Source organism: Secundilactobacillus paracollinoides, assembly GCF_001702155.1.
In the GTDB taxonomy this organism is placed as follows: domain Bacteria; phylum Bacillota; class Bacilli; order Lactobacillales; family Lactobacillaceae; genus Secundilactobacillus; species Secundilactobacillus paracollinoides.
Genome location: NZ_CP014912.1, coordinates 210,250 through 229,431, shown reverse-complemented (window position 1 = coordinate 229,431; position 19,182 = coordinate 210,250). Strand labels below are relative to the sequence as shown.

The window sequence follows — 19,182 nt, the reverse complement described above, 5'->3', positions numbered from 1 at the left end:
ACGAGACGAATTGGAGGCGCATCAGGATGACGTTTAAACGTGTATTTGGAATTGTGACGGACTCAGTTGGTATTGGTGAAGCTAGCGATGCTAAGGACTTTGGCGATGTTGGTGCCGATACGTTAGGCCACATTGGTGACTTTTACAAGGGCAACTTTAAGGTGCCGAACCTGCAGAAAATGGGACTCTCAAACATTCGCCCAGAAAACCCGATTGAGGGGGTTCCGGTAGCGGAGGCACCAACTGGCTACTTTGGCAAGATGCATGAAATTTCCGTTGGTAAAGATAGTATGGACGGCCATTGGGAAATGATGGGTCTGCCGGTACTAGAACCACTGGGCTTCTTCCCACAAGGGTTCCCACAAGAATTGATCGACAAGCTCGAAAAATTCAGTGGTCGGCACATCATCGTTAACAAGCCATATTCCGGTACCGATGTCATTCACGACTATGGTGAGCACCAAATGGAAACAGGCGACCTGATCGTTTATACATCAGGGGATTCAGTGCTGCAGATTGCTGCCCATGAAGACGTGATTCCGCTCGAAGAACTCTATAAGATCTGTGAGTATGCGCGGTCAATTACCATCGACAAACCATACCGCATTGGCCGAATTATTGCACGACCATACGTTGGCCCTGATAAGGATCACTTTACCCGGACTGCCAACCGTCATGACTTTGCATTGGAACCTACCGACGAAACGGATATGGATCGGCTGAAGGCAGCTGGCCTGGACGTGCTTGCCGTTGGAAAGATCAACGATATCTTCTCTGGCCATGGCATTACGGATGGCGTTCATACTGAATCAAACGATGACGGGATGGACAAGACGATTGAAAACGCCGAAAAAGACTTTCACGGCTTCAGCTTTACGAACCTGGTGGACTTTGACGCCATGTACGGCCACCGTCGTAATCCTGAAGGCTACGGTAAAGCCTTAATGGCCTTCGATGTTCGCTTGGGCGAACTGATGAGCAAACTCAAGGATGACGACCTGCTGATCATTACCGCTGACCACGGGAACGACCCTGGCTTTAAGGGCACCGACCACACGCGTGAATACGTGCCATTATTAGTTTGGTCACCAAGCTTTAAGGGTGGCAAGGCCCTAGGCATTCGTCAGACTTACGGAGATTTTGGGGCGACTGTCCTAGATAATTTCAACGTCCAGAAGGGTGAGTACGGGACATCATTCCTAGCTGACTTACAATAATTTGAAACCGCTAACAAACGAACGGAGGAAATAACCATGAGTACACACATTGGCGCCGAAATGGGCGATATCGCAGATACTGTTTTAATGCCTGGAGATCCGTTACGCGCAAAGTACATTGCTGAGAACTTTATGGAAAACGTGGTTCAGTATAATAAGGTACGAAATGCGTTCGGCTACACCGGAACCTATAAGGGCCATAAAGTTTCTGTTCAGGGCACTGGGATGGGGATTCCATCGATCTCCATCTACACTAATGAACTGATCAAATTCTTTGGGGTCAAGCACCTGATGCGGGTCGGCAGTATTGGCGGATTTGGCGAAAATATCAAGATTCGTGACATTTTAATCGCCCAGTCAGCCAGCACCGATTCAGCCATCATCCAAAACACGTTTAAAGCGGGCGTCATTTATGCCCCAACGGCTGACTTTGATATGTTGTTGAAAGCTTACCAATCCGCTCAAGACGCCCACGTTGCCGTTAAGGTCGGCAACATCTTTAGCGCTGACCGATTCTACAATGATGAGATCGATTATCAGCAATTGACCGACTACGGGATTTTGGGCACTGAAATGGAAACGGCCGCCCTGTACATGTTAGCTGCGAAGTACCACGTTCAGGCGCTGTCGATCAACACAGTCAGCGATAATTTGACAACGGGGGAAGCCTTGTCTGCTGAGGACCGGGAAACATCCTTTGAAGAAATGGCCAAGATTTCATTAGAAACGGCCATTAAGTGCACGGATCAATAATTGTCCGGACAACTGGTCAAACCATGGTAAGATAGGGAGAATGAATGCACTAATTTTGAGAAAACCAAGTGAGGTCAGGACAAATGATGAAGAAGACTGCCAGTGAAAAACGCATTGCTGAAAGTATCCGGGTTGCGAGACTGTACTATGAGTCAGGCCTCGGTCAGGCCGAGATTGCCCAAAAACTGTCAATCTCGCGGCCAACTGTGTCACGACTCCTCCAGTTTGCATTGGATGAAGGATACGTTCAGATCACCATCGTTGACCCATTTTCAAGCGTGCAGAACCTTGAAAAAACACTGGAAGAAAAATTTGGTCTGAAAGAAGCTCACGTGGTGTACACCAAAGCATCCGACTACCATGAATTGACAAGTGAACTTGGCAAGTTTACTGCGGATTACCTGACTAAAACGGTTAAAGATGGCGACCTCATCGGGGTCAGCTGGGGAAAAACAATGTATCAGGTGGCAGCCCATCTCACGAACCAGACGGCTCAAAACGTGCGCATCGTGGAGCTCAAGGGGAGTGTGACGTACACACCAACGCCCGTTTATGGGGAAGAAATCTTAATGAAATTCAGTCAGGCATTCCATACGGCACCGAACGTTTTGCCGCTGCCAGTGATTTTTGGTAACCAAACGACCCACGACATCGTGATGGAAGACCGGCACATCAAGCGTCTGATCGATATGGGACGTGATTGTAACGTGGCGTTGTTCACGGTCGGTACCGTGCGCGATGATGCGCTGTTATTTCAGACGGGGTACTTTACCCACGACGAACAAGCGGAGATTCAGTCGCGTGCTATTGGCGACATCTGCTCACGTTTCTATGACAAACAGGGGCGAGTGGCTGTACCTGAAATTAATCGGCGAACGGTCGGTGTCCAATTAGAAGACCTTAAAAACAAAGAAAAATCGATCCTGGTAGCTGGCGGTAAGCGTAAATTTGATGCCATTTTAGGTGCCCTAACAGGCGGCTATACCAATTGTCTGATCACCGACATTGATACCGCTCACCAGCTACTGGAGGAAGCCTAACGGAGGAAACGGTTATGAGAATGGTCGACGTGATTGACCACAAGAGAAATGGAAGCGCTTTAACAAACGAAGAGATCAAATTCTTCGTGGATGGGGTGGTTGATGGATCGATTCCGGACTACCAGACAAGCGCATTATTAATGGCCATCTACTTTAACGGCATGGCAGATGGCGAACAGGCTGAGTTGGCGATGCAGATGTTGAAGTCTGGTGACCAGTTGGATCTGTCCGACATCCCAGGAAATAAAGTGGACAAGCACTCAACCGGTGGGGTCGGCGACAAGACCAGCATTCCATTGGCACCAATGATTGCTGCCTTAGGGATTCCAATTCCAATGATTTCCGGGCGCGGCCTCGGTCATACTGGCGGCACGTTGGATAAGCTCGAGGCCATCCCTGGTTTTAACGTTGAGCTGACTGAAGACCAGTTCAAACAACAGGTCAAGGATATTAAGCTCGCCATCGTCGGTGCGACGGGCAATATTGCGCCCGCTGATAAGAAAATTTATGCACTGCGCGATGTGACGGATACTGTTGATTCTATCCCATTGATTGCGGGCTCGATCATGAGTAAAAAGATTGCGTCCGGTACCGATGCCCTTGTCCTTGACGTGAAGACGGGTTCTGGCGCCTTCATGAAGAGTGGAGACCAGGCGCGTGATCTGGCAAAGGCACTGGTTTCAATCGGTCAAAACACAGGAATGGATTGCATGGCGGTCATTTCAGATATGAACCAGCCACTGGGGAACATGATCGGCAACGCGTTGGAGATTCAAGAGTCTATCAGCATTTTAAAGGGTGAGGGTCCGGCTGATATCACGGATCTTGTGTTGACGCTTGGCAGTCAGATGGTTGCTTTAGCTAAGAAGGCTAAGACCTTAGCTGAAGCCCGCGCAATGCTGCAGGCCGTCATCGATAACGGCAAGGCACTCGAGTCCTTCCGACAGATGATCGTGGCGCAGGGTGGCAACGGTGACGTGGTCGATGACCCGATGTTGATGCCGCAAGCACAGTTTAAGATTGACCTGCCAGCCAAGGCGGACGGGGTTGTCGCTAAGATGACTGCTGATGAATTGGGTATCGCCAGCATGTTGCTTGGCGGCGGTCGTCAAACAAAGGATGACGATCTGGATTACGCGGTTGGTCTCGAACTCCACAAAAAGGTGGGCGATCCAGTCAAGGCTGGCGAGTCGCTGCTGACCATTTACAGTAATCGTGAGTCCGTTGACGACATTAAGACGTTACTGTACGACAACATTGAGATTGCAGATCATGCAGAACCCATTAAACTGATCCACGAAATCATCAAATAGCACCATCACCGCGGCGTATGCGGGCAAAAGACTGATAATGGTAAACCTGAGGCGGGTTTGGCAGTGTTGGTCTTTTTTGTTGAGCGTGAAGGAAAACGGTAGGAAGTGGATGATCTTTTCACTGTCCAGTGAGAGTCCGTTGCATTCCGCAATTTGGCAGGTCGTCGAAGTGGCTCGCGACTGAGCTAACTCGATTTCTGCTGCGCAGCTCTCGAGTGGATCTCAGTCGTCTCGCACATCAGTAACCGACCCAAGAACGGTCGCTAACTGATGTCGACACCACGACAACCTGCCAAATTGCTGCATTCCACTGACGTTGAGCCTACTTTTTATTATCGGTTAAGCATCACAAAAGCGTTAAATCGAATTCGAAGAGAATCCGCCCTCGACTGCGGTAAGTCCATTGACAGCAATGCTTCTCGCAAGGTGCTTGGACCCGGTAACGATTGGTTAACAGGTTTCATGACATCGCTTATGAAGACTTAACGTCTACGATGACTAACACAGGTATCGTAGCGTAGTGGAGCTGGTCGGCATTGCTGGCTGTGGTGTCGGTGTTCGTTGGCGAGGGTACTTTCCTCGCTTACGAACACGGGAGACGTAGGAGATCCTTGAATTTCTGGTAAGAATTCAATAGCTCCGGAGCGACCCCACCTCAGCCTGCAGGGCCGAACGGCGCAACGAAGCGGCATGGAACACGATTTAAACCAGTCAGCAACAGAAAACACCATTTCAAAAAGTTGCCCAATGAACAAGTGAGCGTCAACCACAACCTCAACACGCGGCTATGCTATACTCAAATTAGAATCAGTCTAGACAAAAGGTGGAGGAGACGCATATGACAATTGATTTAACAGATACTCAGGCCGTTTATAAGGATGCTGGCCAATACATTGAATTTACGACGCTTTTATTGAATCGTAAGGATCGGGATGCCGAGTTGGCAGCAGTACAGGATTTTGCGGGCAACTACCAATCTATTTTAAACAGCATGAACATCCGCTATCCGGATGCAAAGTTAGCCGTTGCCTTTGGCTTTAGTAACGCAGCGTGGACCTATTTGTTTCCAAATGCGGACAAGCCAAAACAACTTGTCGATTTTGAACCAGTTAAGGGACCAAAGTATACCGCACCAGCAACGCCGGGGGATCTCTTCTTTCATGTGCGGGCTGTTAACGAAGCCGTTGTTTACGAAATCATGGATCAGTTCAGTGAATTCTTCCGTGATGTCACGTCCGTTGTAGATGAAACACATGGGTTCCGCTACTTTGAGGGCCGAGCAATTGTTGGCTTCATTGATGGGACTGAGAATCCAAGCACTCAGCAAGCGCCAGAATACGCGGTGATCGGCGATGAGGACCCGAAGTTTATTGACGGCTCATACGCCTTTGCCCAGAAATACACCCATGACATGGATGCGTGGAAGGCACTGCCAACTGAGGAGCAGGAAAAAACGATTGGCCGAAAGAAGTTCTCTGACCGTGAATTAGCGGATGAGGAGAAGTCGCCGAATGCCCACAATATCGTTGCTCAGGATAATAAGGACGGTATCGAGCATAAGATCGTGCGGATGAACGTGCCGTTTTCAGACCCGGCGAAGAACGTGACGGGGACCTACTTTATCGGGTATGCGCGCGAGTATGCGATTATTCGGCGGATGCTTGAGGGCATGTTCACCAACAGCGACCGGTTGCTGGATTACAGTACGCCGATCAACGGGAACATGTACTTTATTCCATCACTATCACTTGTTGACGACATTGCGGATGACGCACTTTAAACTGTAAGTTCAAAACGACTTCGGCTCGATCATGTTAATGGTCAGTCTAAGTCGTTTTTAAGTTGGTCAAGTTTCAGCTGAGCGTTATCCTGAACGATGGCATGAAGCGGCATCACAAATTCACGGTAATGGGTGACTGCAGAAATGCCCTTTCATTGACACCCGTTCATTAATTCAGTTTAATGGGGGTACTGACGTTGAAAGGAACGGACTGTTATGTTTGTATACACCTACGATATTAAGATGGCCGTCATTGCGTTTCCGTTTGTGGCGCTGCTTATCACGTTTCCAGTACTGCTCTGGCACTATCACCGATTTGGCGCGATTTCTCGGTGGTCGATCCTGATGCTGTATAGTTTTGTGTTTTATTTGATGTGTGCCTATTTTTTGATTATTCTCCCGTTGCCATCGATCGCGTCAGTCGCTAAGTTGACGACACCGCGGTATAATTTGCACCCGCTATTATTTATTCGCGAGTTTCTGCAATATAATCCATTTCAGCTGACAAATATCCACACTTGGTTGCCGGCGATAAAGGCGCCAACGGTCATTCAACCGGTCTTTAACATCTTCTTGACTGTGCCGTTTGGCTTCTACCTGCGGACCCATTTTAAACGGTCGTGGTGGCAGACGATTCTCATGTCGTTTTGCTTATCCTTGTTCTTCGAATTGACACAGTTGTCGGGTCTGTACGGCATCTACCCGCGGCCGTATCGGTTGTTTGATGTGGATGATCTGTTGATGAATACGATTGGCGGTTTTCTTGGATTCGGGCTGGCGAGGGTCGCGATACCGTTCCTGCCGACCTCTGAGCATGTGATGGAACGCCTTAAACCGCGGGCTGAGAAAGTGTCCACTTTCCGTCACGCGACTGCGTTTGTTGTTGATTGGCTGGAGATATCCGTTGTGAGTGGTGTCGTTTCACTTGTCTTGGGTATTCTGGGTGTTCCAAAGGCCGCGGATGAACTGGTGCTACTTGCTGTCATGGCATTGGTTGTGTTATTGCCAGAATTGGTAACGCGCAAAACGCTTGGCCTGCGGGTCGTCCATTTGCAACTTGCTGACCGCAGTGGCGATGCAGCGTCTAAACAACAGGTTATCGGCCGGTTTCTGGGCGGCTACAGCCTGATCATCGTTTGGAACGTGATGGCGTTTATGAATCAATTTTTCAAGTCGGGGTCCCTAACATCACAGTGGATCGGCATTGGCTTGTTTGGCTTTTCCTTGCTGTTCTTTTTGGTCATTGGTGTGGATCTGCTGATCGATGTCTTTCGGCCAAGTCACGAATTGTTGTTTGAAAAATTCAGTCGAACGAAATTAACATCTACTTACGGTAAATAGCTGAAAAAAACACACTGCTGAATGCATTCAGCAGTGTGTTTTTTATTGAACAGAGACTGTGGTTAAACTTTTGGAAAATGGTATCAAGCGATTTTTTACAGGCGTTAGTAAAATGCCGGCTTGTCACCATCCGTATTCGGTTGGTTGACGCCAACGGAATGTTTAATTTCCTGCGTTGGGTCGTTAATGAGCTTGACCACGAAGGCCGCAATGCTCTTACGCGAGACCTCGGTACCCTTAAATGGCTCGCCTTTTTGGGTGGTTTCGTAATCGATGACATCGTTATTCGTAAGCCAAGCTGGCCGGATAAGGGTGTAGTCTAAGTCAGAATCCTCTAAAACCTTGGCAGCCGCGGCGTAGCGTTGCAGATAACCCTGTAACGTTGCATTGTTCCACTCGCCAAATTTGCCGGGGACTTCATCGTAGATGCCCAGCGTGGAGATCCAGATCAGGCGTTTGATCCCAGTGGCGTCCAGGGCTGTGACGACGGCCTTGGCCTGGTCCTCGATATTGTTCCCAGCCAGGTTCGCGTAAACGATATCCTGGCCGAGGGCGGCTTTCTTTAATTGATCAACATCATCTGCACTGCCATCCACGATGGTTTCACGGTTTGCGTCACTCGCACTGATTCGACTAGCGTTACGAAGAAACAGTGTCAGGTGGTGAGGTGTTTCCGCCAACAATTGTTTTTCAGCCAGCCGAGCAATCTGACCGTTTGCACCTAAAATCAAGATATTACTCATGTATCGACACATCCTTTTCATTTATGATTCGACTTTATTATAAAAGGCATGGCGGTCAATAAAAACGGACAACTGCAGGGGAGTTGTCCGGATCAGATTGAAACTGAAGTTTACATCTTTGGTGCGCCCGGCATGGGCGCCAACTAGACGGTGAAAGTCCGTTGCGGGCCGTAGTAGTCGGAACCGCAAGTCAATGACAAGGGTGTCCATCGTGAGGTGGAATCTGAAGGAAGTCGGCGACAAAGTACCGCATTGATGTACAAGAATCAGCTATAAGGCTGTGTTGGTCGGACGAGGTTGCCAAACAAACCAAAGTCCAATACTACTCGAGGCCATCGCAGTAAAGCTGGCAATGACATGGTACGAAAGTGGGCGTTCTTACCCGGGGAGGCCTGTATCGTACGTTCCCGACAAGAGGCGCGCTAAGCGCCACAGGAACAAACATCGCAGTGATGTGGTGCAGAACGATACAGGAGTCAGCCGAGGCCATAGTAGTGGTATCTGCCACGAAGGGCTGAACAATAATAGGTCATCATTGATATTGGAGGTGGAGACAGTGCAACAACCGCAGAATACAGAAAAAGCTGACCGCCGGCGGACAGTAGGACTGGAAGCCCAAGAACAAGTCGGGGTGCGTAGCACTGACTCTGGTGAAAATACGATGATGAACGGCACTAAGTTTCAAGAGTTAGTCTTAGACCGAAATAACCTGAACGAGGCTTATCTTCGCGTCTGCAGAAACAAAGGTGCAGCAGGACTAGACGGAATGACCGTTGACGAACTGTTGCCCTACTTGAGGAAACATAAACAGGAATTACTGCAAGCTTTACAAAACGAGACCTATCGGCCTCGTCCCGTTAAGCGGGTTGAAATTCCAAAACCTAATGGTGGTAAACGCAAGCTCGGAATACCAACTGTGATTGACCGACTTGTTCAACAAGCCATGGCGCAAGTCATGGTGCCAACATTTGAGCGTGTCTTCTCAGATAATAGTTTTGGGTTCCGACCGAATCGAAGTGCTAAAGATGCCATTGATAGAGTGGTTCAGTTCTACAATCAGGGCTATCACTATGTCGTGGATCTCGATTTAAAAGCATACTTCGATACGGTCAACCACGATCTGCTTATTAAATTTATTGAGCAGTATATTACGGATCCATGGATACTGCATCTCATTCGTCGCTTCCTAACCAGCGGTGTCATGAATGGTGGTCTATTTGAACGAAGTGATAAAGGCACCCCTCAAGGTGGCCCCTTATCGCCACTTTTGGCTAACATTTATCTCAACGAACTGGATAAGCTGTTAACTTCCAGAGGTCATAAGTTTGTCCGCTATGCGGACGATTGTAATATTTATGTCCGAAGCAAACGTGCTGGAGAACGGGTTCTGACTAATGTTACTCGCTTTCTTGAAGGCGACCTAAAGGTCACCGTCAATGAGGACAAGACATCAGTAAGTTCGCCTCTGCGGGCCAAGTTCCTGGGATTTTCCTTGGGGGTTGGTCGAGGAGGTGCGTATGCGCGACCTGCTTGGCAGGCCAAGCAACGCATCAAGTCTGCACTCAGGAAAATGACCAAGCGCAATCGGGGCGTTTCGTTAAACCTGGTGTTTAACGAGATTCATCAAAAGATGCGTGGGTGGTTACAGTACTATTCGGTCGGGAAAATGACCAATTTTATCCGTCACTTAGACGAATGGTTGCGAGCAAGGATTCGCCAGTATATTTGGAAACAGTGGAAGAAGCTCAAAACAAAGGTCAATCATCTTGTAAAACTGGGGCTTTCTGGCACCAGTGCTTATACAATGGCCAATACCCGTAAGGGTTATTGGCGAACTGCGCATAGCAAGACATTGACCTATACTCTGACAAACAAAAGACTGGAACGCCTTGGACTCATCAATATGAGCAAGACACTCCAGTCAATACAAAGTGCTTAAATTATTGAACCGCCGTATACGGAACCGTACGTACGGTGGTGTGAGAGGTCGGTAATTGAATTAATCAATTACCTCCTACTCGATTAGACGAGTTTTTGACTTAAACCCATTGTTTGTTCCGTTTGTGGTCATTCACGAATGGTTGAATATGGTGTTCCTGTTATCTTTGTTTATCACATAGTGCCATCATGTCGGTCGGTTCAACTACGCAAGGATTCTGGCAGTAGTCACAATTGCTGGTGGATATTCATAAGTGGTGTCATTAAACGCGCTAATTAATTGCTACTGGTAGTAGCGCATTATGGGAAGCATTGCTGTCAATATCATAATGAGCAGTCGAGGGCGGATTCTCCGCAAACTAGGGTTAACGCTATTGTGTTGCTTAATAGGTGCTATAAAGATAGCTCAATTTTAGTGGAATGGCGCATTTTGGCACAGCGCTGTTGCGAGCCACTACGGCGCTGTGCCAAATTGCAGAATGCAACGGGCTATCAGGGTATTGAAAAGACGCTCCAGACCTCGGCAATTGTCAGAATCAGCCGACTTCCGTATTACGGTCATCAGCGCGATGATAGGTTTTAATTTGTTTTGACCGCATGAGCAACCCGTTCATGCCATCTTCGAGGTAGTGACGCAAAAACTGATACTGAGTTGTCATGGGTTGCGGATCAGGATCAGTTAGCCACTGATCAACACTGGCGTAGAGGGAGTCGCCCAGCGTGCGTTGCAGAAACCGGCAGTAGTCGGTATCAATGGCGATGTGTTCGGCCTCACCCATGCTGACAAAAATACTACCGATCATGGTTTGTAAGTGCGTTTTAATGATCGTTTCAGGGGCATTTTGTACGTCTAACGGTAACAGTTGGCGATAAAAGTCATGATTTTCCACAAAGTAAGTGAGCATCCGCCGCAGCGTTTGCGGCCAAAACCGGTAGTTGCCGCAGTGTTTGATTGCGGTATCCGTTTCCGTCTGGTAGATCCACGCAAGCACATCGTACTTATCGTGGAAGTAATCATAAAAGGATTGGCGGCGCAAATTGGCTGTTTTCATGATACTGGTTACGGAAATGTGATCGAACGGGTCGCTTACCACAAGTGATTTGGTCGCCTGTGCAATTTTATTTTTGGTGGTCATTTGCATCCCTCCGAGGTGTTACCGCTATTATACCGCGTTTTCCGGTGGGTGCCAGTTTCGACCGTTGAAGAGGATGATTTGTCAGCACCTCGCAAAAATTGTAAAATAATGCTACGTGCGATAGTTAACGGCGTGAACGTCATTATTTATGTGACCATTAATTTAGAGGAGTGAATTCCAGTGAGCGGTATTTTAGATGGAAAAAAGATTGTGATTATGGGGGTTGCCAACAAGCGAAGCCTAGCATACGGCTGCTATCAGGCGTTACAGGCGCAGGGGGCCCAGTTAATCTTAACGTATCAAAATGAACGGTTTAAGAAGAGTCTCAGCCAGTTTATCGACGAGGACGTCCAGTTAGTTGAATGTGATGTGGCGGACCCAGAAAACGTTAAAACGGCCTTTGCGACAATTAAAGCACAAGTCGGCAGCATTGACGGTATTATTCATGCAATTGCTTATGCAGACCCAGAAGCCTTATCTGGTGAAACGACGGATGCAGACTTGGATGCCTTCGAAAAGGCTGAGGTCATCAGCGTGTACTCCCTCATTTCTGTGGCCAAGTATGGTCGCGAAATCATGAATGATGGCGGCAGTATTGTGACCTTGACGTACATGGGGTCAGAACGCGCCATTCCAAACTACAACATCATGGGGATTGCCAAAGCTGGCTTGGAAGCAACTGTGCGTTACCTTGCCCGCGACCTTGCCAACCAAAACATTCGGGTAAACGCCATTTCAGCCGGCGCTGTTAAGACGTTAGCCGTAACGGGTGTGAAGGATTACAGCAAGTTGATCGAGTTGTCTAACTCGCGGACGGTCGATGGCGAAGGGGTCACGATTCAAGAAGTCGGCAACACGGCGGCCTTCCTGTTGAGCCCACTGGCCACTGGCCTTGTTGGGGATACGATCTATGTTGATAAGGGAACGCATTTGATGTAGCATTTTGTCACTTAAATCATAAAAAAGAGGCTTGGAAATGGTTGTTATTTCCAGGTCTCTTTTTTATCGCTTAAGTTGGCCCTTTAACGGCTTTCTCAGACGACGATTACACGTTTTCAGACTCCGGGCACACACAATGAGAGATTGAATCTTCCAAAAATGCATGCTATACTCAATTCAGTTATCAAGTGATAAACGAAATGGAGTGACAAGCATGTATTTGGCTTATAAGGAAATGTTGCATTCAAAAGCGCGCTACCTGCTGATGATCCTAGTCATCATCCTAGTGTCTTACCTGATCTATTTCTTGAGTGGGTTAGCTTTTGGTCTCGCCAATAACAACCGGTCGGCAATTGACCGCTGGGATGCCAATAGCGTGGTCATCAGTAAGTACGCCAACAATAGTTTGGCGTCTTCAAAATTGTCACAGGAAACGTTGCCGAGCAATTTAAAAACAACCACCAACCGGCAGCCAGTTGCTGAAAGCATGTCCGTAGCGGCAAATAGTGGGCATAACACGAACGTGACTGTCTTGGGCATCAACGCTAACGGGTTCTTGGCCCCGACACTGGTCAGCGGTCATCAGCCCAAACGTACGCACGAAATCGTCGTTGATGACAGTCTGCTGACAAACGGGTTAAAACAGGGCAGCACCGTTACTCTGAATGGTGGCGACCAGCGCTACAAGATCGTTGGGGTGACCAAGAATAACCGGTTTAGTACCTTACCCGTTATTTTTATGAGTATTGGTAACTACCAAGCCTTTACCGGTACCCCAGGTCAAATTAGCGGCGTGGTCTTTAAAACTGCCGAAAATAGCGCACTAGGCAAGGGGTATCAGCGCCTTTCAATCAGCAAACTGATCAATAAACTACCAGGGTACAGCGCTGAGGTCAGCACGTTTGAATTAATGATCGGCTCATTATTTGTGATCATTGCGTTCATCATTGGCATCTTCATGTACATCATGACGATTGAAAAAACGCAGATGTACGGGGTGATGCGGGCGCAAGGTATTTCGAGTGGACGTATGGTTCGCGCCTTACTGAGTCAGTCGTGGCTGATCGGCCTCATCGGCGTCGGCATCGGTCTGATCCTCAATCAGCTGACAGTTCTCGTGATTCCAGCGGCTATGCCATATTACAGCAGTTGGCTGCTGGTGATCGCAGCGGCAGTGATTTTACTTGCGATGGTCGTATTGGGTGCGATGGTTTCCATTTGGCGGATCAACCGAATTGACCCGCTGGATGCGATTGGAGGGGACGCATAATGGCATTGATGACGTTAAAGAAGGTTGTGAAACAATTTGGTCAGGGGGACACGGTCGTTAACGCTGTCACCCCAACGGATCTCAGTGTTGATGCAGGAGAATTTCTGGCGCTAACTGGGCCGTCCGGTTCTGGGAAAACGACTTTGCTGACGATGATGGGCGGTTTGCAGACGCCAACGAGTGGGCAGATTCTGTTAGGTGATCGTGACATTGCGCAGCTCTCAGAACATGACCGGTCACAGTTACGGTTTGCCGACTTTGGGTTTATCCTGCAGGCGTCAAACCTTGTTCCATATTTGACCGTCCAGGAACAGCTGTCGTTAGTGGATCGCATCACCAAAAATAAGCAGCCAGACCGTCAGCAACGATTGCTCACTGACCTTGGGATCTGGGATCAGCGTGGGCATTATCCCAATGAATTATCGGGTGGTCAGCGGCAACGGGTAGCGATTGCCAGGGCGTTTTATCACCAACCCAAAATGATATTTGCGGATGAACCCACCGCGAGTTTGGACGCTGCCCGCGCGGTTCAAGTCGTCCAAACAATGGCTCAAATGGCGCATGATAATCAACAGGCCATTGTGATGATCACGCATGACGACCGGCTTTTGACGTACACGGACCGGGTCATGGTGATGACGGATGGGGTGTTGACTGCAGCTGATAAAGCAATGTTTCATTGAAAAATTGACGTCAAAAGGCTCACGCTGGAATTCAGATTGAATTCGGGTGTGAGCCTTTTGGTATTGGACTATGCTGTTATAAATGCTGGGTTAGTATAGGCTGGATCGGGGTAGGTATAGAAGCCCTCACCGGTTTCTGCTCCGAGCTTATTATGGTTAACATATTCCGATTGTAGTTTGTCGGCGACGAGCTGATAACGCTCATCATTTGTCTGCTGGTAGAAGCCTTTGGCAATGTTGACAGCTGTTCGCAACCCCATGAGGTCTAGAAAGCCAAACGGCCCACGGTCAACGCCCATGCTGACCATCCAGTCTTTGTCGATCGAGTGCGGGTCTGAATTGCCATCGGCCCAAAGAAATAGGGCAGCGTAGATCATTGGCAGAAAAATCGAATTCATGACGTAACCTGACACTTCTTTTTGTATCTTGATCGGAATCATTTGCAGTTGTTTAGCAACATCAACCGCATCGTCAATTGCCTGAGTTGGCGTGCCTTCAGCCCACATAATTTCAGCAACGTTGTGGATCCAAATTTGATTGGCAAAATGCATGGCTAAAAAGCGCGCTGGATTAGGCGCGTATTTGATCAGTTCGCTAGGCAACAGAGTTGAAGAATTGGTGAGCAGCAGTGTGTCCGCGGTAATCAGTGGCTTAAGCTGATCATAAACGCTTTCCTTGATGGCCGGCTGTTCCGGCACAGCTTCAATGATGACATCGGCGTTGAGGCCAGCCTTTGCGATATCACTAGTGTAGGTTAACCGTGAAGCGGCTTCTTCCAATGCGGTATCAGTCGCGTTGAGATCGCGTTGAAACTGAGCAGGGTAGGTGGCCACCCGAAGTTTTGCGGCGTCCACGGCATCGTCCGAAATATCGTAAATTACAGTTGGAATGCCGGAATAAGCTGACTGATAAGCAATTTGAGACCCTAATACGCCGCCACCCAGGACGACCAGTTTGTTGATGTTCATAATGAACCCTCCCTTTGTTTGGGACGAGTGTAGCATGATAGTTGACAAAACGCTATTGATAAGGCTTTCGTGAACAGCCGTCTATTAAGACAATAAAAAAGCCACTGGCGCAAATGGTCAGTGGCTTTAACGTCATCTAAGCTAATTTTCCGACAACCGGGAGTGATCCTAAGACAGCTTTACCATGTGGTGCTTGGGAAATGGCATCAGTGAGGTCTTGGCCCGCTAAGTTGCCATGATGTTTGCCTGCTTGCCAGGCTTCCACACCGGTGACGTCATAAACAACGCCTTCAACGGCAACGTATGCCTTGTGGCCGTCTTGACCATCAAATTGTTTGAGTTCTTCTACTGTGAAAGTTTTTTCTGCCATATGGCCCACCTCATTTATCATTTGATAGGTCTAGTATAACTCATTTATCGGATGAAAACTTATTGAACGACTGTTTTGTACTTTTTTTGTTATGTATTTTTTTGGGTGTTGGGGGCGATTGTTTGGAATGAGGTGGGCTTGGTGTGGTGGTTGATGGGTTTATGGGATGGAGCGGAGCGTGATTTTTTAGGCGCCACCCTTTATCCGCTTCTGGTTTCGCAGTTTTTGCTGTTATGTTTAATGAAGGTTTAGTACATAGTGTATCTATTTTATATAGCGGTAACGTGCTCCGCCCCCTAAACGCTTTTTTCCGCACTTTTTTATCCTTCGATAATTAACCATATTATAGTGCATTTCCCCTATATAGCCGAAACGTGCTACACGAGGCAAAGGGTTGCACCTAAGGGACTTCGACCACAAATTCCAAGACCAGGAATTTCTGGTCAAAGTCCCTTATGCTCCACCCTTTAACCGCCCCTGGTTTCGCACTCTTTGAGCTAATATGTAATAAAGGTTTGCGGTACCTAGTGCGTCTATTTTATATAGCCGAAACGTGTTCCAGCAGGCAGAGGGCTACTGCATAAGCCAACTCTGGCACAAATGCCAAGTTCAGGCATTTATGCCAGAGTTAGCTTATGCTCCGCCCTCTAACCGCCTGCTTCCACACTCTACAAAAAAACCGCCTGATAGTAGGGTCAGGCGGCAAGGTAGAACCGGTTGTTATGGAGGGGGAGTTGCTGCGGACCGATGGTGTTACCACCAGGGTCATTAATAACCGAACGGGTAAGGGGAGCAGTACTCCATAGTCCCGGCTCATACATAATTATAACTAATTTTTGACAAAGTCAAAGTAAAAACACTCAATTTTTTAATAAAAGTTGGAATCGATTTCAATGAAACGTTATCTTGACTGCCTTATAATAGAGCATGAAGGAAGACAGAAGGGGACGTTTCAGCATCAGCCCTTTTCTATAAGCCGTTTCATCATGATCGTTAAACAGTTCTAATACTAAGCATTAGTTTAACGAATTGTGGGAAAGTGAGGGGTTTCAAATGACTGAAAAAACAGTCTTTCACGTAAATGGGTATTTAGGGTTGATTATCGCCATCGCACTGCTGCTTTTGGGCGGTTGGTGCATTTGGCTGCAAACAATTGCGTTGGTCGTTATTGGTGTCCTTTTGATCATTGTTGCGCTGATTGCTGGCAGTTCACTGACCATTATTGCACCGAATGAAGCGAAGGCACTGACGTTTTTTGGTCAGTATGTCGGCACCATTCGACAAGCGGGATTGTTTATGACGATTCCGCTGACCAATAAGACACCGGTATCATTGCGGGTCAGAAACTTTAATAGTAGTTTGCTGAAGGTGAACGATCTGCGCGGGAACCCGGTGGAAATTGCGGCTGTAATCGTATTTAAGGTCGTGGACACTAGCAAAGCGCTGTTTGACGTGGACGATTATGAGCAGTTTGTGGAGATTCAAAGCGAATCGGCCATTCGTCACATGGCATCAGAATTTCCGTACGATGCGTTTGATGAAAGTGAAACCGTCACCTTGCGGAGCAATCCGACTGAGGTCTCTAATCAGCTGACTGAGGAATTGCAGTCACGGTTGGATATCGCTGGTGTTAAGGTCATTGAAACGAGATTGACGCACTTGGCCTACGCAACTGAAATTGCCAGTGCGATGTTGCAGCGACAACAGTCGGCAGCAATTCTGTCAGCTCGAAAGATCATTGTCGACGGTGCGGTGTCCATAACGGAGGACGCCATCCGCAAGCTGCAAGAAGATACAGACTTAGAATTGTCAGATGACCGAAAATTGCAGCTGATCAATAATGTGATGGTGACGATTATTTCCGAACGTGGAACCCAGCCGGTGATTAATACTACGGAGACGAAGTAGAGAGTGGAACAAATCGGTTAAAGACTGGAGCAGAAGCGGACTATGTTATAAAATCCCGGGTTTGGATTTTGTAACATAGTCCGCTTCTGTGCAAGTCTTTGGTTTGTGTAACTCGTTTCGGCACGGTTGTCAAGAAAGTGACGACATTAGGTGAGATGGTCCGTTTGTGTGCAAGTCTTTTTGGTGTAACTCGTTTCGGCACGGTTGCCAAGAAAGCAGGGCAATAATGTTGTAACATAGTCCGCTTGTGTTCAACTCGTTTCGGCACGGTTGCCAAGAAAGCGACGACATAAGTTGCCATAGTCCTCTTATATACAATCTTCTACTTTCTGGAATTCAAGAGACGATAAAAAAAGACCATTTCAATCATGAAAAAGTACCCACTAATGACCAATGAGCGGTCAATAGTAGGTACTTTTTTGAATTCATCATAAAATATCCAATGGCAGTTTCCGAGTCGGCGCCGGAAATGCCACATCCAACAACGCCAATTCTGCCTTACTCAGTGTGATATCCATTGCAGCAACGTTGTCTGTCATGTGCTCCGGCTGAGCCGTTTTTGGAATGGCGAGCACTTGTGGCCGGTGAATGGCCCAGGCAAGAATGATCTGGTAAGCTGTCGCATTGTGCGCAGCGGCGACCTTCAGGACGTTTGCGTTGCCAGTCATATTGGCTCCTAGTGAATCGGCATTGCCAACCGGGCTGTAAGCAATCATGGGCACGTTGTGATCAGTCTGCCAACCCAGAAGACTATATTCGATTCCCCGGCTGCCGAGGTTATACAGGTCTTCGTTAGCGGCGACTTTGTTACCGATCGGCAGGTCCCATAGTTCAGTCATGTCGTCGATATCGAAGTTCGAAACGCCCCAAGCTTTAATTTTGCCCTTGATCTGCATCCGCTCAAGCTCAGTGACCGTTTCAATCAACGGCGCCCCACCACGCCAGTGATAGAGGTAGAGGTCAACGTAGTCGGTACCAAGACGCTTGAGACTGTCATCCAGGTGGTCTTCAATTGTTTTTGCGATATTATTTGGCAGCACTTTTGAAATCAGGTACAGGTGGTCGCGGTCATAACCCTGGATCGCTTTGCCAACTAGTGTTTCCACTGCGCCCGACCCGTACATTTCTGCGGTGTCGATAACTTTGGCACCGGCATTAAGGCCGGCACGGATGGCATTAATTTCCTGTTTTTCGATAGCGGGGTCATCGCCCATGTGCCACGTGCCGATCCCGATGGCTGGTACGACTTGGTTATTAATGGTTACAGTTTTCAAATTAAACCCTTCCTTTGTTAGATCATGACGATGGTTCGATGAGGGCGGCGGCCTTTAGGATGGCTGCCGAAAACCCTGTGAGCTGGTCAGGTGCTGGTAAGGCGTTCAATGAAAAATAACGAACGCGTTCCGTTTCACCGGCCTGTGGTAGCAGGGGCTGGTCAGTGGCCGTCGCCTGATAAACGACGATAACGGCATCGATTTGGTCGCCGTTGGGATACTTAAATTGCATTTGGGGACCGCTGAGTAGTGTTTTAAACGTGGGTGCCGAAATACGAATACCGGTTTCTTCAGCAACTTCACGAATCGCGGTCGTTTCCAATGCTTCATTTAATTCCTTGGAACCGGAGGGCAGTCCCCAGAGGTGGGTGTCCGTCCGGTATACCAGAAGGAGTTGGTTTTTTGAATTATACACCAATGTTGCCGCGCCGGTTGAAATAAGTGGCCGATGACCGACAAATTGACGTAACTGTAATAAATATCCCATAATTCACCTCAATCATTAAAAA

17 protein-coding genes are annotated in these 19,182 nt (G+C 48.0%); 11 read left to right on the top strand and 6 right to left on the bottom strand.

The genetic code is table 11. From position 1 onward, the window contains the following. The first annotated feature begins 26 nt into the window (after window positions 1–26). The 6 genes from AYR61_RS00935 (at window position 27) to AYR61_RS00910 (ending at window position 7,444) form a co-directional block, all read left to right on the top strand. Window positions 27–1,217, top strand: coding sequence for a phosphopentomutase (locus AYR61_RS00935; RefSeq protein ID WP_056987802.1), 1,191 nt, complete (start codon window positions 27–29; stop codon window positions 1,215–1,217). Between the two features lie 36 nt (window positions 1,218–1,253). Continuing rightward, window positions 1,254–1,970 carry a purine-nucleoside phosphorylase gene (gene deoD / locus AYR61_RS00930; RefSeq protein ID WP_065901003.1) on the top strand — a complete coding sequence of 239 codons (717 nt, stop codon included), beginning with the start codon at window positions 1,254–1,256 and terminating at the stop codon, window positions 1,968–1,970. A gap of 83 nt (window positions 1,971–2,053) precedes the next feature. Further along, window positions 2,054–3,010, top strand: coding sequence for a sugar-binding transcriptional regulator (locus AYR61_RS00925; protein WP_263850098.1), 957 nt, complete (start codon window positions 2,054–2,056; stop codon window positions 3,008–3,010). Window positions 3,011–3,024: 14 nt separating this feature from the next. After that, on the top strand, window positions 3,025–4,323 hold the full coding sequence (locus tag AYR61_RS00920; protein ID WP_065900999.1) for a pyrimidine-nucleoside phosphorylase: 1,299 nt from the start codon (window positions 3,025–3,027) through the stop codon (window positions 4,321–4,323). Between the two features lie 838 nt (window positions 4,324–5,161). Then, window positions 5,162–6,103 carry a Dyp-type peroxidase gene (locus tag AYR61_RS00915; RefSeq protein ID WP_065900994.1) on the top strand — a complete coding sequence of 314 codons (942 nt, stop codon included), beginning with the start codon at window positions 5,162–5,164 and terminating at the stop codon, window positions 6,101–6,103. A 216-nt stretch (window positions 6,104–6,319) separates the two neighbouring features. After that, window positions 6,320–7,444 carry a VanZ family protein gene (locus AYR61_RS00910; RefSeq protein WP_065900991.1) on the top strand — a complete coding sequence of 375 codons (1,125 nt, stop codon included), beginning with the start codon at window positions 6,320–6,322 and terminating at the stop codon, window positions 7,442–7,444. A gap of 104 nt (window positions 7,445–7,548) precedes the next feature. Here AYR61_RS00910 and AYR61_RS00905 read toward each other — a convergent pair whose 3' ends face one another. After that, window positions 7,549–8,187, bottom strand: a complete 639-nt coding sequence (locus AYR61_RS00905) for an SDR family oxidoreductase (protein ID WP_056987798.1) — start codon at window positions 8,185–8,187, stop codon at window positions 7,549–7,551. Between the two features lie 556 nt (window positions 8,188–8,743). Between AYR61_RS00905 and ltrA the strand changes: the two genes are divergently transcribed. After that, on the top strand, window positions 8,744–10,126 hold the full coding sequence (ltrA, locus tag AYR61_RS00900) for a group II intron reverse transcriptase/maturase (protein ID WP_065900954.1): 1,383 nt from the start codon (window positions 8,744–8,746) through the stop codon (window positions 10,124–10,126). 535 nt (window positions 10,127–10,661) lie between these two features. Here ltrA and dhaS read toward each other — a convergent pair. Then, on the bottom strand, window positions 10,662–11,261 hold the full coding sequence (dhaS, locus tag AYR61_RS00895) for a dihydroxyacetone kinase transcriptional activator DhaS (protein ID WP_225353242.1): 600 nt from the start codon (window positions 11,259–11,261) through the stop codon (window positions 10,662–10,664). Between the two features lie 180 nt (window positions 11,262–11,441). On the opposite strand from dhaS, the gene fabI reads away from it, so the two are divergent. The 3 genes from fabI to AYR61_RS00880 all read left to right on the top strand — a co-directional run bounded on the left by fabI (window position 11,442) and on the right by AYR61_RS00880 (window position 14,153). Next, a complete protein-coding gene (gene fabI, locus AYR61_RS00890) occupies window positions 11,442–12,200 on the top strand; it encodes an enoyl-ACP reductase FabI (RefSeq protein WP_083215439.1) in 759 nt (252 codons plus the stop codon). Window positions 12,201–12,414: 214 nt separating this feature from the next. Further along, the gene (locus AYR61_RS00885; RefSeq protein ID WP_065900989.1) at window positions 12,415–13,470 is read left to right on the top strand and encodes an ABC transporter permease; all 1,056 of its coding nucleotides are present in this window, start codon (window positions 12,415–12,417) and stop codon (window positions 13,468–13,470) included. Further along, window positions 13,470–14,153, top strand: a complete 684-nt coding sequence (locus AYR61_RS00880) for an ABC transporter ATP-binding protein (RefSeq protein ID WP_065900986.1) — start codon at window positions 13,470–13,472, stop codon at window positions 14,151–14,153. Before AYR61_RS00885 ends, AYR61_RS00880 begins: the two co-directional genes overlap by 1 nt. 68 nt (window positions 14,154–14,221) lie before the next feature. On the opposite strand, the gene AYR61_RS00875 is transcribed toward AYR61_RS00880, so the two are convergent. After that, entirely contained in the window at window positions 14,222–15,121 is a 900-nt protein-coding gene (locus AYR61_RS00875) for a 3-hydroxyacyl-CoA dehydrogenase (RefSeq protein ID WP_056987795.1), read from the bottom strand. Between the two features lie 136 nt (window positions 15,122–15,257). Continuing rightward, the gene (locus tag AYR61_RS00870; protein WP_056987794.1) at window positions 15,258–15,491 is read right to left on the bottom strand and encodes a cytochrome b5 domain-containing protein; all 234 of its coding nucleotides are present in this window, start codon (window positions 15,489–15,491) and stop codon (window positions 15,258–15,260) included. A 1,053-nt stretch (window positions 15,492–16,544) separates the two neighbouring features. Here AYR61_RS00870 and AYR61_RS00865 point away from each other — a divergent pair. Then, the gene (locus AYR61_RS00865) at window positions 16,545–17,399 is read left to right on the top strand and encodes an SPFH domain-containing protein (protein WP_065900985.1); all 855 of its coding nucleotides are present in this window, start codon (window positions 16,545–16,547) and stop codon (window positions 17,397–17,399) included. Between the two features lie 428 nt (window positions 17,400–17,827). Here the strand turns inward: AYR61_RS00865 and AYR61_RS00860 are convergent, their stop codons facing one another. Together AYR61_RS00860 and AYR61_RS00855 are read right to left on the bottom strand one after the other, a co-directional pair. Beyond that, window positions 17,828–18,673: an aldo/keto reductase gene (locus AYR61_RS00860; RefSeq protein ID WP_065900982.1), complete on the bottom strand. Its 846-nt coding sequence runs from the start codon at window positions 18,671–18,673 to the stop codon at window positions 17,828–17,830. Window positions 18,674–18,695: 22 nt separating this feature from the next. Continuing rightward, complete coding sequence (locus AYR61_RS00855) at window positions 18,696–19,160, bottom strand: NUDIX hydrolase (protein ID WP_056987793.1); 465 nt, start codon at window positions 19,158–19,160, stop codon at window positions 18,696–18,698. Window positions 19,161–19,182: the final 22 nt, after the last annotated feature.

Bases quoted from the DNA above. Each gene is read 5' to 3' on its own strand.
- AYR61_RS00925 (WP_263850098.1), top strand. From the start codon at position 2,054: ATGATGAAGAAGACTGCCAGTGAAAAACGCATTGCTGAAAGTATCCGG.
- AYR61_RS00870 (WP_056987794.1), bottom strand. From the start codon at position 15,491: ATGGCAGAAAAAACTTTCACAGTAGAAGAACTCAAACAATTTGATGGT.
- AYR61_RS00905 (WP_056987798.1), bottom strand. From the start codon at position 8,187: ATGAGTAATATCTTGATTTTAGGTGCAAACGGTCAGATTGCTCGGCTG.
- AYR61_RS00865 (WP_065900985.1), top strand. From the start codon at position 16,545: ATGACTGAAAAAACAGTCTTTCACGTAAATGGGTATTTAGGGTTGATT.
- AYR61_RS00855 (WP_056987793.1), bottom strand. From the start codon at position 19,160: ATGGGATATTTATTACAGTTACGTCAATTTGTCGGTCATCGGCCACTT.
- AYR61_RS00920 (WP_065900999.1), top strand. From the start codon at position 3,025: ATGAGAATGGTCGACGTGATTGACCACAAGAGAAATGGAAGCGCTTTA.
- AYR61_RS00880 (WP_065900986.1), top strand. From the start codon at position 13,470: ATGGCATTGATGACGTTAAAGAAGGTTGTGAAACAATTTGGTCAGGGG.
- AYR61_RS00915 (WP_065900994.1), top strand. From the start codon at position 5,162: ATGACAATTGATTTAACAGATACTCAGGCCGTTTATAAGGATGCTGGC.
- AYR61_RS00875 (WP_056987795.1), bottom strand. From the start codon at position 15,121: ATGAACATCAACAAACTGGTCGTCCTGGGTGGCGGCGTATTAGGGTCT.
- AYR61_RS00885 (WP_065900989.1), top strand. From the start codon at position 12,415: ATGTATTTGGCTTATAAGGAAATGTTGCATTCAAAAGCGCGCTACCTG.
- AYR61_RS00910 (WP_065900991.1), top strand. From the start codon at position 6,320: ATGTTTGTATACACCTACGATATTAAGATGGCCGTCATTGCGTTTCCG.
- deoD (WP_065901003.1), top strand. From the start codon at position 1,254: ATGAGTACACACATTGGCGCCGAAATGGGCGATATCGCAGATACTGTT.
- AYR61_RS00935 (WP_056987802.1), top strand. From the start codon at position 27: ATGACGTTTAAACGTGTATTTGGAATTGTGACGGACTCAGTTGGTATT.
- dhaS (WP_225353242.1), bottom strand. From the start codon at position 11,261: ATGACCACCAAAAATAAAATTGCACAGGCGACCAAATCACTTGTGGTA.